Here is a 13,395-nt window from a genome sequence, read left to right on the forward strand (position 1 = left end):
CCCCAAAAACACCTGCGTGTATGATACCCGAGCTCATTCCCATTAGCTAAATTCATAGCTAAATCCGTGCCGTACGGAGCTTTTTCATGCAGGCGTATCAACGCGAATTCATTCGTTTTGCCATCGAGCGCGGCGTGCTGCGTTTCGGTGAGTTCACCCTCAAGTCCGGGCGTACCAGCCCTTACTTCTTCAATGCGGGTCTGTTCAGTAGTGGGTTGGCGCTGGCCAAGCTCGGGCGTTTCTATGCCTCGGCATTGGTGGATGCCGGCATCGATTTCGACGTTCTGTTCGGTCCGGCCTACAAGGGCATCCCCTTGGCAGCTACCACCGCCGTGGCGCTGGCCGAGCAACATGAGCGCGACCTGCCCTGGTGCTTCAACCGCAAGGAGGCCAAGGACCACGGCGAAGGGGGCACGCTGGTTGGCGCGCCTCTGGCGGGCCGGGTGATGATCGTTGATGACGTCATTACTGCCGGTACTGCGATACGCGAGGTCATGCAGATCATTCAGGCCCAGGGCGCTCAGGCGGCCGGCGTGCTGATCGCGTTGAATCGTCAGGAACGTGGAAAGGGAGAGTTGTCGGCGATTCAGGAAGTGGAACGTGACTACGGCATGCCGGTAATCAGTATTGTTTCTCTGGAGCAGGTGCTGGATTATCTGGCGGAAGATGCTGAGCTGAAGAAATATCTGCCGGCGGTGGAGGCATACCGCGCTCAGTACGGCATCTAAAATCAACAATAAAACAGGACGTGTCATGCTCAAACCGGTCGCGCTCAGCTTGTCCCTGGCCATGGGGTTCGGCCATGCATCGCTTGCGGCAGCAGATGAGTACTACCGCTACCGGAACGATAAGGGCGTGACGGTGCTGGACCGCCTGGGTGTACCTCCGGAATATATCGAGAAGGGGTATCAGGTGGTGGATGAGCAGGGGCGGGTGATTCGCGAAGTACCGCCCGCGCCAACCATGGAGGAACGCCAGCGGATGATCGAGGAGAAGGCGAGGGCCCGATCTGACGTCCAACTGCTGCGTATCTACTCCGAACCTGCAGATGTGGATCGCGCTCGCACTCGAAAGCTCGCCGAGCTGGATGGGGTTATCGGGGTGGCTCACAGCAATCTGAGTTCGCTTCGTACCCAGCAGGCCAACCTTCAGTCTCAGGCGGCCGAGTTCGAGCGTGCTGGCCGCGATGTGCCGGAGCATCTGCTGGTCCAGATCGATAACATCAAGGCTGAACAGGTCGGCGTCGAGAAGGATATCCAGCGATACCAGAAGAGCCGTGCCGAGGCCGAGGCTGCTTTTGCCGCGGATCGCGAGCGTCTGGTCGAACTGCGGGGCGAGTGATCCCTCCCCGCAGTCAGCGTTCAGAGATGGCGTTTGCGATTACTGATCAGCGTGCCGACACCGCTATCGGTGAAGATTTCCAGTAGTACCGCATTGGGTACACGCCCATCGATGATGTGCGCGCTGGTGACCCCTCCTTGTACTGCCTCCAGGGCACAACGGATCTTCGGCAGCATGCCGCCGTAGATGGTGCCGTCGGCGATCAGATCGTCTACCTGCTCGGTGGTCAAGCCGGTAAGCACTTCGCCCTGCTTGTCCATCAGGCCCGCGATGTTGGTCAGCAACATCAACTTCTCGGCTTTCAGGGCTTCGGCGACCTTGCCGGCCACCAGATCGGCATTGATGTTGTACGACTCGCCATTGGCACCTACTCCGATCGGTGCGATCACGGGGATGAAATCGCCCTTCACCAGCATGCTCAGCAGGTCGGTATTCACGCCGACTACTTCGCCGACGTGGCCGATGTCGATAATTTCCGGTTGGGTCATCTCCGGGGTCTGGCGGGTCACGGTGAGCTTCTTCGCGCGGATCAGCTCCGCGTCCTTGCCGGTCAGGCCGATGGCGCTGCCGCCGTGACGGTTGATCAGGTTGACGATGTCCTTGTTGACCTGGCCGCCGAGGACCATCTCCACCACATCCATGGTCTGCGCGTCGGTGACGCGCATGCCGTCGATGAAATGGCTCTCGATCGACAGGCGCTTGAGCAGATCGCCGATCTGCGGGCCGCCGCCATGTACCACCACCGGGTTGATGCCGACTGCCTTCATCAGCACGATGTCGCGGGCGAAGCCTTCCTTGAGCTCGTCGCTCTCCATGGCGTTGCCGCCGTATTTGATCACCAGGGTCTTGCCGACGAAGCGGCGGATGTACGGCAGCGCCTCGGACAGGACCTTGGCGACATTGGTGGCGGCATCACGGTTGAGGGTCATGGTGAAACGGACTCCGAAGCAGATCAGAACGGCAGGTTGAGGTCAGGGGCGACGTTATACAGCTGGGCGCGGAACACTTCCTTGATCCGCTTGAGCTCTTCCTCGGTCTCCGCCTCGAAGCGCAGTACCAGCACTGGCGTGGTGTTGGAAGCGCGGACCAGGCCCCAGCCCTTCGGATAGTCGACGCGTACGCCGTCGAGGGTGGTCAGGTTGGCCTCGCCCCACACGCCGTCGCGTTGCAGACGGTCGACCAGGCGGAACTTGTTCTCGTCGGTGACGGTGATGTTGAGCTCCGGCGTAGAGATGTCCAGCGGGAAGGCGGAGAACACGTGCTCGGCGTCGCGGCGGTCCTGGCTGAGGATTTCCAGCAGGCGCGCAGCACTGTAGATGCCGTCGTCGAAGCCGAACCAACGCTCCTTGAAGAACACGTGGCCGCTCATCTCGCCGGCCAGCAGGGCACCGGTTTCTTTCATCTTTTTCTTGATCAGCGAGTGGCCGGTCTTCCACATCACCGGTCGGCCACCGTAGCCGCTGATCAGGGCGCCAAGACGGCGCGTGCACTTGACGTCGTAAATGATGTCCGCGCCTGGATTGCGGGAGACCACATCCTTGGCGAACAACATCATCAGGCGGTCCGGATAGACGATGGTGCCGGTGTTGGTTACTACACCGACGCGGTCGCCATCGCCGTCGAAGGCCAGGCCGAGATCGGCCCCTTCGCTCTTCACGCGAGCGATCAGATCTTTCAGGTTCTCCGGCTTGCCCGGGTCTGGGTGGTGGTTGGGGAAGTTGCCGTCCACCTCGCAGTACAGCGGGATCACACTGCAGCCCAATGCCTCGATCAGTCGAGGGGCGATGACGCCGGCCACGCCGTTGCCGCAGTCGACGACGACCTTGATCGGTTTGGCCATGGCGATGTCGTCGCGAATCTGTTTGAAGTAGCGATCAAGGATGTCGATCTGCTCGACGCTACCGACGCCAGTGGCCAGGTCGTTGTTGTCGATGCGAGTTTTCAGTGCCTGGATCTGCTCGTTGGCCTGGGTATCGCCGGCGATGACGATCTTGAAGCCGTTGTAATCCGGCGGATTGTGGCTACCTGTCAGCATCACCCCGGATTTACCTTCCAGCACATGGGTGGCGAAGTACAGGACGGGAGTCGGCACCATGCCGATATCGGTAACCTGGCAGCCACAGTCCAGCAGGCCTTGGATGAGTTGTTGCACCAGCTGCGGGCCTGACAGGCGGCCGTCGCGGCCAACGGCTACGTTAGGCTCGCCCTGCGCCAGGCTTTCCGAGCCGATGGCGCGACCGATCCAATAGGCGGCTTCTGGGGTCAGGGTGTCGCCGACCACGCCACGGATGTCGTAAGCGCGGAAGATGGTGGCGGGAAGTTTCGGCGGGGTCTGGTTGTTTAGCACGGCGCTATCCATGAAAGGTTGCTCCAATCCCAGGAGATCCTGGTCTTCGTCGAGAATATCGATATCGAGAATATCGGTGGCCTGAAACATCGGGTCGGCCAGTTGCGTCGGTTTGCTGCCTGTTGGCGCGATGCTCCCGGTGGGGCTGCCAGGTTCTGGCCTTGATGCTTCTTTCTTTGGTCGCGGAAGGCGAGCCAGGCTCTGCGCCAGCCCATCCAGGGCAGTGAAATGCAGGCTGAAGGCTTTGACCGACTTTCCGCTGGAAAGCTCCTGCAGCATCGCGGCGAGCTGTTGGACATCGCCACGCAGGCGGCCGAGCAAGTGATTTCGGGTCAGCATCAGGCCGATCAGAGCGCCGGCAAGTGCCAACAGGCCCGCAATGCCGAGGATGATCGGTGACATGGGCATGCCGCTGAGGGCTTGGCCTGGAGTGAAATCGAGTTGCCAGTTCGGGTTGCCGGTTTCGAAGCTTTGTGCTGTTCCAGCTCCCGTGCCGCGTGTCATCAGGGTCTGGGCTGGGGTCGTGGAGAACTTCTGATTCAGCTGCACCTGGCCAATGCCCTCGGGTAATGCAGGTAGAGCGGCTAGCAGGCGCTGCAGGTCGACCACCAGCAGCAGAGTGCCCTGTATCTGCTCGCTGCCAGGGCTGAATATTGGGGCTGCGCTATAAGCCAGCCAGCGCTCGCCTGCTTTGTAGGCTTCTACCGCCGGCTTCTGACCATTTTCCAAGCGCTGAAGCATGTCTAGAGCAGCGAAGTTCATTGGACCGGTGCGGCCGATGTCTAGAGCGGCGCGTCGCGGAAGGTTCAAGTGGGCATCGACCACGCCCTCCCAGTGCTGCAGGCTGCGCTCGGCCGCGGTGACCAGATTGCGATCACCGCTTTGCAGGGCCGCGAGCAGCGCAGGATTTTTGGCCGCGGCCTGGGTGTCGGCCTGCAACTGCAGTTGGGCTTGGTTGAGTGCGCTGGCTTGGCTGCTTCCCCAGGCATCGATCAGCTGCTTCTGGTGCTGCTTGCTGCTGTCGTTGAAGTTGAAGGCGATCAGCGCGCCCGCCAGCGTGAGGCCGACCATGGCGGCAATGACGCCCGGTACCAGCGCCTTCTGGTCGTTTCCGGTCTGGCGAGCAGGTTTCGCAGCGGGGGCGGTAAGGCTTTGATCGTTGTCCTTGGCGGTACGCTTGAGCAGTTTCACGCAACGTCTCCCTGGAGATTGATCCTGATGGGCCGCAGGTTCAGTGGCTGCCGGAGTGGCCGAAGCCGCCGGCACCACGCTGGCTGGCGTCGAATTCCTCGACCAGCTCGAAGTGGGCCTGTACCACCGGCACCAGCACCAGCTGGGCAATGCGCTCGCCGATGGCGATGGTGAACGGCGTCTGGCCGCGATTCCAGCACGACACCATCAGTTCTCCCTGGTAGTCGGAGTCGATCAGACCGACCAGATTGCCGAGCACGATGCCGTGCTTGTGGCCCAGGCCAGAGCGTGGCAGGACCAGTGCAGCTAGGTTCGGGTCGGCAATGTAGATGGACAGGCCGGTGGGAATCAGCACTGTCTGGCCTGGTTCGAGGACGCAGTCCTCCTTGAGCATGGCGCGCAGGTCGAGGCCGGCGGAGCCGGGCGTGGCGTACTGGGGCAGGGGGAAGTCGCTACCCAGGCGCGGGTCGAGGATCTTGGCTTGCAGAGCGTGCATGGCGGGTTCCGTAAACGAATAGGGTCAGGCGCGGTTCAGGCGCTCGGCGATGAAGGCCACCAACTGGCGTGCGATCTTGCTCTTGCTGGTCTGGGCGAAGGCGCTCGCCTGCAGATCGCGGTCGATCACGGTGATAGCGTTCTCTTCGCTATTGAAGCCGATGGTGGGGTTGGCCACATCGTTGGCGACGATCAGGTCGAGATTCTTGTCTTTCAGCTTGCGTGCAGCATAGCCGAGCAGATTCTCGGTTTCTGCGGCGAAGCCCACGCTGAATGGGCGGTCTTCACGCCCGGCGATGGTGGCGAGGATGTCCGGATTGCGCACCAGCTGCAGCAGCAGGCCTTCGCCGGTCGTGGGATCCTTTTTCATCTTGTGCGGCGCCACCACTTCCGGGCGGTAGTCGGCCACGGCGGCAGAAGCGATCAGCAGGTCGCAAGGCATGGCAGCTTCGCAGGCGGCCAGCATGTCGCGGGCGCTGACCACGTCGATGCGGTTGACCCTGTCGGGTGTCGGCAGGTGTACCGGACCGGTCACCAGGGTGACTCGGGCGCCGGCTTCCACAGCGGCCTCGGCCAGGGCGAAGCCCATCTTGCCGGAGCTGTGGTTGGTGATATAGCGCACCGGGTCGATGTTTTCCTGGGTCGGGCCGGCGGTGATCAGCACATGCTTGCCGGTCAGCGCTTGCCACTGGAAGCAGTCGGCGGTGCGTTGGGCCAGCTCATCGGCCTCAAGCATGCGGCCGAGGCCGACGTCGCCACAGGCCTGGCTGCCGGACGCTGGTCCGAACAGGTGAATGCCGCGCTTTTCCAGCGCCTGGGCGTTGGCCTGGGTGGCATCGTCGCGCCACATGGCCTGGTTCATCGCCGGGGCCAGGGCGACTTGGGCATCGGTGGCCAGCACCAGGGTGGTCAGCAGGTCGTCGGCCACGCCTTGGGTCAGGCGCGCCATGATGTCGGCAGTGGCAGGGGCGATCAGCACCAGGTCGGCCCACTTGGCCAGCTCGATATGGCCCATGGCGGCTTCGGCGGCCGGGTCGAGCAGATCGAGGTGAACCGGATGGCCGGAGAGGGCTTGCAGGGTCAATGGTGTGATGAACTCGCGACCACCGCGGGTCATCACCACCCGTACTTCTGCGCCCTGGTCGCGGAGGCGGCGAACCAGCTCGGCGCTCTTGTAGGCGGCGATGCCGCCGCCGACGCCCAGGACGATGCGTTTCCGATACAGCCGCTGCATAGGCCTGCCTTAATAATGAGGTGTGGATAGCAACGCGATGGAGGCGCCTCCCCAGGCCGACCTACGCGCCAAAAAAGCCGGGCTAAGATAGCACAGGGCCTGCGCCGGAACAGCGGGCCGACTGACAGGGAGATGTCATGAGCATACGCGATTGGCCCGCGGCGGAGCGCCCGCGGGAGAAGCTGCTGGAATTGGGCGCGGCGGCTTTGAGCGACGCCGAGTTGCTGGCGATTTTCCTGCGTACCGGCGTGGCTGGGCAGAGCGCTGTGGATCTGGCCCGCCACCTGCTGGCCGACTTCGGCAGCCTGCGCGCTCTGCTGGAGGCCGATCTGGAGTCATTCAGCCAGCGCCTAGGGCTAGGGCCGGCCAAGTTCTCCCAGTTGCAGGCGGTGCTTGAGATGGGCCGGCGCCATCTGGCCGAACGTCTGCGTCGCGACTCGGCGCTGGAGAGTCCGCAGGCGGTGCGCGACTACCTCAAGGCGCGCCTGCGCCACGAGCCGCACGAGGTGTTCGGCTGCCTGTTCCTCGATGCCAAGCACCGAGTGATCTGCTTCGAGGCGTTGTTCTTCGGCTCCATCGACGGAGCCAGTGTCTATCCGCGGCAGGTGGTCAAGCGTGCCCTGGCGCATAACGCCGCCGCGGCCATCCTTGTACACAACCACCCTTCAGGGGTGGCGGAGCCCAGTCAGGCCGACCGCCTGCTGACCGAGCGCCTGAAGGAGGCGCTCGGGCTGATCGAGGTGCGGGTGCTCGACCACTTTATCGTCGGTGATGGCGAACCGCTGTCGATGGCCGAGTTTGGCTGGGTCTAGTTCAGACGTACCTTGGCGAAGTCCTGGCGACCGAACGGGCTGACCTGGTAGCCGCTGACCTTGCCGCTGTGCAGGGCGAAGGCTGTGGGGTGGGCTAGTGGTAACCACAACGCTTGCTGCTGGATCAGCGTTTGTGCCTTCTGGTACAGGGCGCTGCGCTGTTCCTGAGTGTTGGCGGCCTTGCCGTCGGAGATCAGCTTGTCCAGTTGCGGGTCGCAGTAGCGGGCGAAGTTCAGCCCGGACTGCACCGAGGCGCAGGCGAATTGCGGAGTTAGGAAGTTATCCGGGTCGCCATTGTCGCCAGCCCAGCCCATGAACAACAGGTCGTGCTCACCGGCCTTGGCCCGGCGAATCAGTTCGCCCCATTCGATCACGCGGATTTCCGCCTGGATGCCGACCTTGGCCAGGTCAGCCTGCAGCAGCTGGGCGCCGAGGGTGGGATTGGGGTTGAGCAGGCTGCCCGAAGGCCTGGTCCAGATGGTGGTCTTGAAACCGTCTGCCAATCCGGCTTCGGCCAGCAATGCTTTGGCCTTGGCTGGATCGTGGGCGTAGCCTGGTAGCTCCTTGGCGTAACTCCAAGTGTTGGGCGGGTAGGGCCCGCTGGCCGAGGTGGCGCTGCCTTCGAACACAGCCTTCAGGTAGCTGGCCTTGTCGAAGGCCAGGTTGATGGCCTGGCGCACCTGCGGTTTGTCCAGGGGCGGGTGCTGACTGTTTAGGGCGACGAAGGCGGTCATAAAGGCAGGTGTTTCACTAACCGCCAGGCGACCATCCGCGCGCGCTGCCTGCACATCCAGTGGCTTGGGCGACAGGGTGATGTGGCATTCGCCGCGCTTGACCTTCTGTAGGCGCACGTTGGCGTCCGGGGTGATGGCGAACACCAGGCCGTCGACCCCAGGCTTGCCAGCAAAATGTTCAGGATTGGCGGTGTAGCGGATTACTGCATCCTTCTGGAAGCGCTTGAGGATGAAGGGGCCGGTGCCCACCGGTTGGCTATTGAGCTTCTCCGGCGCGCCGGCGGCCAGCAGCTTGTCGGCGTACTCGGCGGAATAGATGGAGGCGAAGCCCATGCTCAGGGTGGAGAGGAAGGTGGCGTCCGGGTGTTTGAGGACGAAACGCACGCTCATCGGCGTTGGCGCCTCGATGCGCTCGATCAGCTCCGGCCACTGCATGGACTGGGCGTGGGGATAACCGCTTGTGGAAACGTTGTGCCAGGGGTGGGCCGGATCGAGCATGCGCTGAAAGCTGAACAGCACATCGTCGGCATTCAGTTCGCGGCTTGGGGCGAACCATTCGGTGCGTTGAAACTTTACCCTGGGGCGTAGCTGGAAGGTCCAGCTCAGGCCGTCGGTCGCTACCTCCCAGTTCGTGGCCAGGCTGGGCAACAGCGTGCCGGTTGTGACGTCATAGTCCACCAGGCGGTTCATCAGTACGTCGGCCGAGGCATTGGTGGTGGTCAGCGAGTTGTACTGGACCACGTCGAAGCCATCCGGGCTGGCTTCGGTGCACACGCTGAGAGTGGCCGCCTGGCTCAGTAGCGGGGCAAGCAGCAGGGGCAGGGCGGCAACGCGCATCGTGGTTCCTCCGAGTGGCGAGAGGCCAACCCTAGAGCAAAGGGGGAGTGCAGACAATCGGATTGGGCGACGAGTGGTCATGCCTGGCCGACGCGAGAGGGCGCCGCTCCTGGCCTGGGCGGCTGTTCGCGGTGTATGCCGATCCTTGCGACGGGAAGGGTGTTCTGGTATAAAGCAGCGCTCTTTTCTAGGGGCCCGGTCCAGCGGAAACGCCAAGCGCCGGTAAGACCCCCGAGAAACGCGGCGCTGAGCGCCAAATGACTATTAAGTTCAAGCGGCCAACCCATGCCGGGTTGGGCATGTGGTTTAGAGGGCTGAGGCATGTCGAGAGTCTGTCAAGTTACCGGTAAGGGTCCGGTAACCGGGAACAACGTTTCCCACGCTAACAACAAAACCCGTCGTCGTTTCCTGCCGAACCTGCAGCATCACCGCTTCTGGGTCGAGTCCGAGAAGCGCTTCGTGCGTCTGCGCGTTTCCGCCAAGGGCATGCGCATCATCGACAAGCGCGGCATCGACGTAGTTCTGTCCGAGCTGCGCGCTCGCGGCGAAAAGGTTTAAGGAGCAAATCATGCGTGAACTGATCCGTTTGGTGTCCAGCGCCGGTACCGGCCACTTCTACACCACCGACAAGAACAAGCGCACCACTCCGGACAAGATCGAGATCAAGAAGTACGATCCGGTCGTCCGTAAGCACGTGACCTACAAGGAAGCCAAGATCAAGTAATTGATCCGGCCCTTGTACGAAGAAACCCGCCTCGGCGGGTTTTTTCTTGTCTGCGAAAAAGTGCTGCCCAAAAAGAAGCCCGCGTAGCGCGGGCCAAGGGGGTATCGCAGGATCAATCGGTAGGCGGCTCGAGTTCCGCCGAAACAACTGGCCTCAGGCCTTGGCCTCGAAGATCACGTAGACCTTGCGGCAATGCTCAAGCACCTCCCAGGTGCCCTTGAGTCCGGCCGGGATGACGAAGCGGTCGCCGGCGCGCACGGTCTTGGCGTTGCCATCCTGATCGCGGATAACTGAGACGCCCTGAAGAATCTCGCAGTACTCGTGCTCGGTGTAATGGATCGTCCACTGGCCGGGTGCGCCTTCCCAGATGCCGGCATTGAACTGGCCGCAGGGGCTGCCGTAGTGGTTGCGTACACTCTGCTCGGGCTCGCCCTTGATGATCTTTTCCTGGGCGGGGCGGTAGTGCTCGGGCGCGCTGGTGGCCGAGGCGAAGTCGACGATCTGTTCGATGTTCATGGCATTTCCTATTGTTGTGAGGCGCGAGTGGACGGAGTCTATGTTTGATAAAACGAACATTGCAAGGCGATGAGTGCCTGTCTGTCAAAAATATTGAAAAGGTCGCGCGCTCTGGTTTAGTGTTGCCTGCACAAGGGCCGGCCATCGGCCTGGCAGAATAATTGACAGTGCGTGTTGTCGATTTGCGACACGCTCCCACCGAGGATCCTTGCAATGACCACCCTGACCCGTGCCGACTGGGAACAGCGCGCCAAGAACCTGAAAATCGAAGGCCGCGCCTTCGTCCAGGGCGAATACACCGATGCGGTGGCCGGCGCTACCTTCGAATGCATCAGTCCGGTCGACGGGCGACTGCTCGGCCTGGTGGCCAGTTGCGACAGCGCCGATGCCGACGCGGCAGTCAAGAGCGCTCGCGCCACCTTCGAGTCCGGTGTTTGGTCACGCCTGGCGCCGGTCCAGCGCAAGGCTGTCATGCTCCGTTTCGCCGATCTCATTGACGCTCATGCCGAAGAGCTGGCCCTGCTGGAAACGCTCGACATGGGCAAGCCGATCGGCGACTCGTTGAGCGTCGACGTGCCGGCCGCCTCGCGCGCCATCCGTTGGAGTGGTGAGGCCATCGACAAGATCTACGACGAGGTCGCTGCCACTCCGCACAACGAGCTGGGGCTGGTCACCCGTGAGCCGGTTGGCGTGGTCGCCGCCATTGTTCCGTGGAACTTCCCTCTTCTGATGACCTGCTGGAAGCTCGGCCCTGCCCTGTCCACCGGCAACTCGGTGGTGCTCAAGCCTTCCGAAAAGTCGCCGCTGACCGGCATCCGTATCGCTCAGCTGGCCATCGAGGCCGGTATTCCAGAGGGCGTCTTCAACGTGCTGCCGGGCTTCGGCCATACCGTGGGCAAGGCTCTGGCCTTGCACATGGACGTCGACACCCTGGTGTTCACCGGTTCGACCAAGATTGCCAAGCAGCTGATGATCTATGCCGGCGAGTCGAACATGAAGCGCGTCTGGTTGGAGGCTGGCGGCAAGAGCCCGAACATCGTCTTCGCCGATGCGCCGGATCTCAAGGCTGCTGCCGAGGGTGCGGCCAGTGCCATCGCCTTCAACCAGGGCGAAGTCTGCACCGCTGGCTCGCGCCTGTTGGTCGAAAATTCGATCAAGGACAAGTTCGTGCCCATGGTGGTCGAGGCGATCAAGGCCTGGAAGCCGGGCAACCCCCTGGACCCGGCGACCAACGTCGGCGCGCTGGTCGATACCACCCAGATGAACAACGTGCTGGGTTACATCCAGGCCGGCCATGACGACGGCGCCAAGCTGGTCGCTGGCGGCAAGCGCGTACTGGAAGAGACCGGTGGTACCTACGTCGAGCCGACCGTGTTCGATGGTGTGACCAATGCCATGCGCATCGCCAAGGAAGAGATCTTCGGCCCGGTTCTGTCGGTGATCGGCTTCGACAGCACCGAGGAAGCCGTGGCCATCGCCAACGACACCATCTATGGCCTGGCTGCCGGTGTATGGACCAGCAACCTGTCCAAAGCGCATCTGGTGTCCAAGGCGCTGCGCGCTGGCAGCGTGTGGGTCAACCAGTACGATGGCGGCGACATGACCGCGCCGTTCGGTGGCTTCAAGCAGTCCGGCAACGGCCGCGACAAGTCGCTGCATGCCTTCGACAAGTACACCGAGATCAAGGCGACCTGGATCAAGTTGTAATGCTCCTGGGCGACCTCCGGGCCGTCGGCCATGCTGCGTTGCGCCTTCGCTTTAATGCTCACGTACTGCACTACGCTGCGGGACGCCTGGCCTGACTTTAGTCCCGAAACTCTGCTCGGGTGGTGGATTCGGTCGAGGTAAGACCAGAAGCGTTGTAGAAGGTCCGTTCTTCGTGAGAAGAGCCGGCTCCCTGTGAGCCACACCTGCGGCCGGGTTTCCTTGGAAACCCGGCCGTTTTGCTTTTTCGTCCGGCCGTACAGTGAAAGGACATGGCAATGCGTTGGGGAACCTACTTCGCGGTGTGTACCGCGGTGATCAGTATCGGCCTGGCCCTTGGGGTGACCATGCCACTGGTCTCGCTGCGACTGGAGGGCTGGGGGTACGGCAACTTCGCCATCGGTGTGATGGCGGCGACTCCCGCGGTGGGGGTGCTGCTCGGCTCGCTGATTGCCGGGCGGTTGGCCGCGCGCCTGGGCACCACCCTGGTGATGCAGTTGTGTCTGCTGCTCGGCGCGGTGTCGGTGTGTCTGCTGGCACTGGTCCAGCACTACCTGGTGTGGCTGGGATTAAGGCTGTTCCTCGGCGTGGCGCTGACCGTGGTGTTCATCCTGGGCGAAAGCTGGATCAACCAGTTGGCGGTGGAGCAGTGGCGTGGTCGCCTGGTGGCGTTGTATGGCACCGGCTATGCGCTCAGCCAACTGGCCGGCCCGCTGCTGCTGACCCTGTTGGGCACCACGTCCGATCTGGGGTTCTGGACCGGCACGGGGCTGCTGATTTTCGGTTCGATGGTGCTGTTCGGCCGTAGCGGGGCGCCGCGGGTCGATGCGCACAGTGCCTCGGGCCGTGGGTTGTTCGACTTCTGCCGGCGCATGCCGACCATCGCTTGGGCGGTCGGCCTGTTCGCCGCCTTCGAGGCGATGATGCTCACTCTGCTGCCGGTCTACGGCCTGCATCAGGGCTTCACTCAAGACGTGGCGCTGCTCATGGCCAGCGTGGTGGTGGTGGGCGATGCCGCGCTGCAGCTGCCGATCGGCTGGCTCGCTGACCGGGTGCCACGCCATGCACTGTTCCGCGTCTGCGGCGTGGTCCTGCTGCTGTCCAGCCTGGGGGTGCCATTGCTGCTGCATACGCCACTGATCTGGCCGCTCTGGGTGCTGTTCGGCGCCAGCGCCGGCGGGCTGTTTACCCTGTCGCTGATCCTGATCGGCGAGCGCTTCCGCGATGACGAGCTGGTGCGGGCCAACGCCCATGTCGCCCAGCTCTGGGGCCTGGGTTGCCTGCTCGGCCCGCTGCTGACTGGTGCTGCCAGCCAGTGGCTCAGCGGCCATGCGTTGCCGATGATGATGGCGCTTGGTGCCGCCGGTTTCGTCTGGCTGGCCTGGCGTGACAAGGGTGAGACGCTGGCGGTCGAGCGTTAGGTCGGATTGACCCCAGCTCCGTATCGGTAGGGAGCGGCT

13 protein-coding genes are annotated in these 13,395 nt (G+C 62.9%); 7 read left to right on the forward strand and 6 right to left on the reverse strand.

Features of this window, described 5'->3' with window-relative positions; all coding sequences use genetic code 11:
- Positions 1-86: 86 nt before the first annotated feature.
- Both pyrE and IB234_RS03745 read left to right on the forward strand, forming a co-directional pair.
- The gene (pyrE, locus tag IB234_RS03740; protein WP_192314061.1) at positions 87-728 is read left to right on the forward strand and encodes an orotate phosphoribosyltransferase; all 642 of its coding nucleotides are present in this window, start codon (positions 87-89) and stop codon (positions 726-728) included.
- A gap of 25 nt (positions 729-753) precedes the next feature.
- On the forward strand, positions 754-1,341 hold the full coding sequence (locus IB234_RS03745) for a DUF4124 domain-containing protein (RefSeq protein ID WP_192314064.1): 588 nt from the start codon (positions 754-756) through the stop codon (positions 1,339-1,341).
- Positions 1,342-1,361: 20 nt separating this feature from the next.
- Here the strand turns inward: IB234_RS03745 and argB are convergent, their stop codons facing one another.
- The 4 genes from argB to coaBC form a co-directional block, all read right to left on the reverse strand.
- Complete coding sequence (argB, locus tag IB234_RS03750) at positions 1,362-2,270, reverse strand: acetylglutamate kinase (RefSeq protein ID WP_192314067.1); 909 nt, start codon at positions 2,268-2,270, stop codon at positions 1,362-1,364.
- Positions 2,271-2,293: 23 nt separating this feature from the next.
- On the reverse strand, positions 2,294-3,700 hold the full coding sequence (gene algC / locus IB234_RS23885; protein WP_225580402.1) for a phosphomannomutase/phosphoglucomutase: 1,407 nt from the start codon (positions 3,698-3,700) through the stop codon (positions 2,294-2,296).
- Between the two features lie 1,219 nt (positions 3,701-4,919).
- Positions 4,920-5,375 carry a dUTP diphosphatase gene (dut, locus tag IB234_RS03760; protein WP_192314072.1) on the reverse strand — a complete coding sequence of 152 codons (456 nt, stop codon included), beginning with the start codon at positions 5,373-5,375 and terminating at the stop codon, positions 4,920-4,922.
- A gap of 24 nt (positions 5,376-5,399) precedes the next feature.
- Positions 5,400-6,608 carry a bifunctional phosphopantothenoylcysteine decarboxylase/phosphopantothenate--cysteine ligase CoaBC gene (gene coaBC, locus IB234_RS03765; protein ID WP_192314075.1) on the reverse strand — a complete coding sequence of 403 codons (1,209 nt, stop codon included), beginning with the start codon at positions 6,606-6,608 and terminating at the stop codon, positions 5,400-5,402.
- 137 nt (positions 6,609-6,745) lie between these two features.
- On the opposite strand from coaBC, the gene radC reads away from it, so the two are divergent.
- Positions 6,746-7,420 carry a RadC family protein gene (radC, locus tag IB234_RS03770; protein WP_192314076.1) on the forward strand — a complete coding sequence of 225 codons (675 nt, stop codon included), beginning with the start codon at positions 6,746-6,748 and terminating at the stop codon, positions 7,418-7,420.
- Here the strand turns inward: radC and IB234_RS03775 are convergent.
- Positions 7,417-8,991: an ABC transporter substrate-binding protein gene (locus tag IB234_RS03775; RefSeq protein WP_192314078.1), complete on the reverse strand. Its 1,575-nt coding sequence runs from the start codon at positions 8,989-8,991 to the stop codon at positions 7,417-7,419. The genes radC and IB234_RS03775 overlap by 4 nt on opposite strands.
- 321 nt (positions 8,992-9,312) lie before the next feature.
- On the opposite strand from IB234_RS03775, the gene rpmB reads away from it, so the two are divergent.
- Together rpmB and rpmG are read left to right on the forward strand one after the other, a co-directional pair.
- Positions 9,313-9,549 (forward strand): 50S ribosomal protein L28, encoded by a 237-nt coding sequence (gene rpmB, locus IB234_RS03780; protein WP_021702024.1) that lies wholly within the window; start codon positions 9,313-9,315, stop codon positions 9,547-9,549.
- Positions 9,550-9,559: 10 nt separating this feature from the next.
- A complete protein-coding gene (rpmG, locus tag IB234_RS03785) occupies positions 9,560-9,715 on the forward strand; it encodes a 50S ribosomal protein L33 (protein ID WP_021702025.1) in 156 nt (51 codons plus the stop codon).
- Positions 9,716-9,868: 153 nt separating this feature from the next.
- Here the strand turns inward: rpmG and IB234_RS03790 are convergent, their stop codons facing one another.
- The gene (locus IB234_RS03790) at positions 9,869-10,231 is read right to left on the reverse strand and encodes a cupin domain-containing protein (RefSeq protein ID WP_192314081.1); all 363 of its coding nucleotides are present in this window, start codon (positions 10,229-10,231) and stop codon (positions 9,869-9,871) included.
- A gap of 213 nt (positions 10,232-10,444) precedes the next feature.
- On the opposite strand from IB234_RS03790, the gene IB234_RS03795 reads away from it, so the two are divergent.
- Positions 10,445-11,938: an aldehyde dehydrogenase gene (locus IB234_RS03795; protein WP_192314084.1), complete on the forward strand. Its 1,494-nt coding sequence runs from the start codon at positions 10,445-10,447 to the stop codon at positions 11,936-11,938.
- A 275-nt stretch (positions 11,939-12,213) separates the two neighbouring features.
- A complete protein-coding gene (locus IB234_RS03800) occupies positions 12,214-13,356 on the forward strand; it encodes an MFS transporter (RefSeq protein ID WP_192314087.1) in 1,143 nt (380 codons plus the stop codon).
- The last annotated feature ends 39 nt before the right edge of the window (positions 13,357-13,395 follow it).

This window comes from Pseudomonas sp. PDM16, from assembly GCF_014851865.1.
In the GTDB taxonomy this organism is placed as follows: domain Bacteria; phylum Pseudomonadota; class Gammaproteobacteria; order Pseudomonadales; family Pseudomonadaceae; genus Aquipseudomonas.

Bases quoted from the DNA above. Each gene is read 5' to 3' on its own strand.
- pyrE (WP_192314061.1), top strand. From the start codon at position 87: ATGCAGGCGTATCAACGCGAATTCATTCGTTTTGCCATCGAGCGCGGC.
- IB234_RS03795 (WP_192314084.1), top strand. From the start codon at position 10,445: ATGACCACCCTGACCCGTGCCGACTGGGAACAGCGCGCCAAGAACCTG.
- argB (WP_192314067.1), bottom strand. From the start codon at position 2,270: ATGACCCTCAACCGTGATGCCGCCACCAATGTCGCCAAGGTCCTGTCC.
- coaBC (WP_192314075.1), bottom strand. From the start codon at position 6,608: ATGCAGCGGCTGTATCGGAAACGCATCGTCCTGGGCGTCGGCGGCGGC.
- radC (WP_192314076.1), top strand. From the start codon at position 6,746: ATGAGCATACGCGATTGGCCCGCGGCGGAGCGCCCGCGGGAGAAGCTG.
- IB234_RS03745 (WP_192314064.1), top strand. From the start codon at position 754: ATGCTCAAACCGGTCGCGCTCAGCTTGTCCCTGGCCATGGGGTTCGGC.
- IB234_RS03790 (WP_192314081.1), bottom strand. From the start codon at position 10,231: ATGAACATCGAACAGATCGTCGACTTCGCCTCGGCCACCAGCGCGCCC.
- IB234_RS03800 (WP_192314087.1), top strand. From the start codon at position 12,214: ATGCGTTGGGGAACCTACTTCGCGGTGTGTACCGCGGTGATCAGTATC.
- dut (WP_192314072.1), bottom strand. From the start codon at position 5,375: ATGCACGCTCTGCAAGCCAAGATCCTCGACCCGCGCCTGGGTAGCGAC.
- rpmB (WP_021702024.1), top strand. From the start codon at position 9,313: ATGTCGAGAGTCTGTCAAGTTACCGGTAAGGGTCCGGTAACCGGGAAC.
- IB234_RS03775 (WP_192314078.1), bottom strand. From the start codon at position 8,991: ATGCGCGTTGCCGCCCTGCCCCTGCTGCTTGCCCCGCTACTGAGCCAG.
- rpmG (WP_021702025.1), top strand. From the start codon at position 9,560: ATGCGTGAACTGATCCGTTTGGTGTCCAGCGCCGGTACCGGCCACTTC.
- algC (WP_225580402.1), bottom strand. From the start codon at position 3,700: ATGGATAGCGCCGTGCTAAACAACCAGACCCCGCCGAAACTTCCCGCC.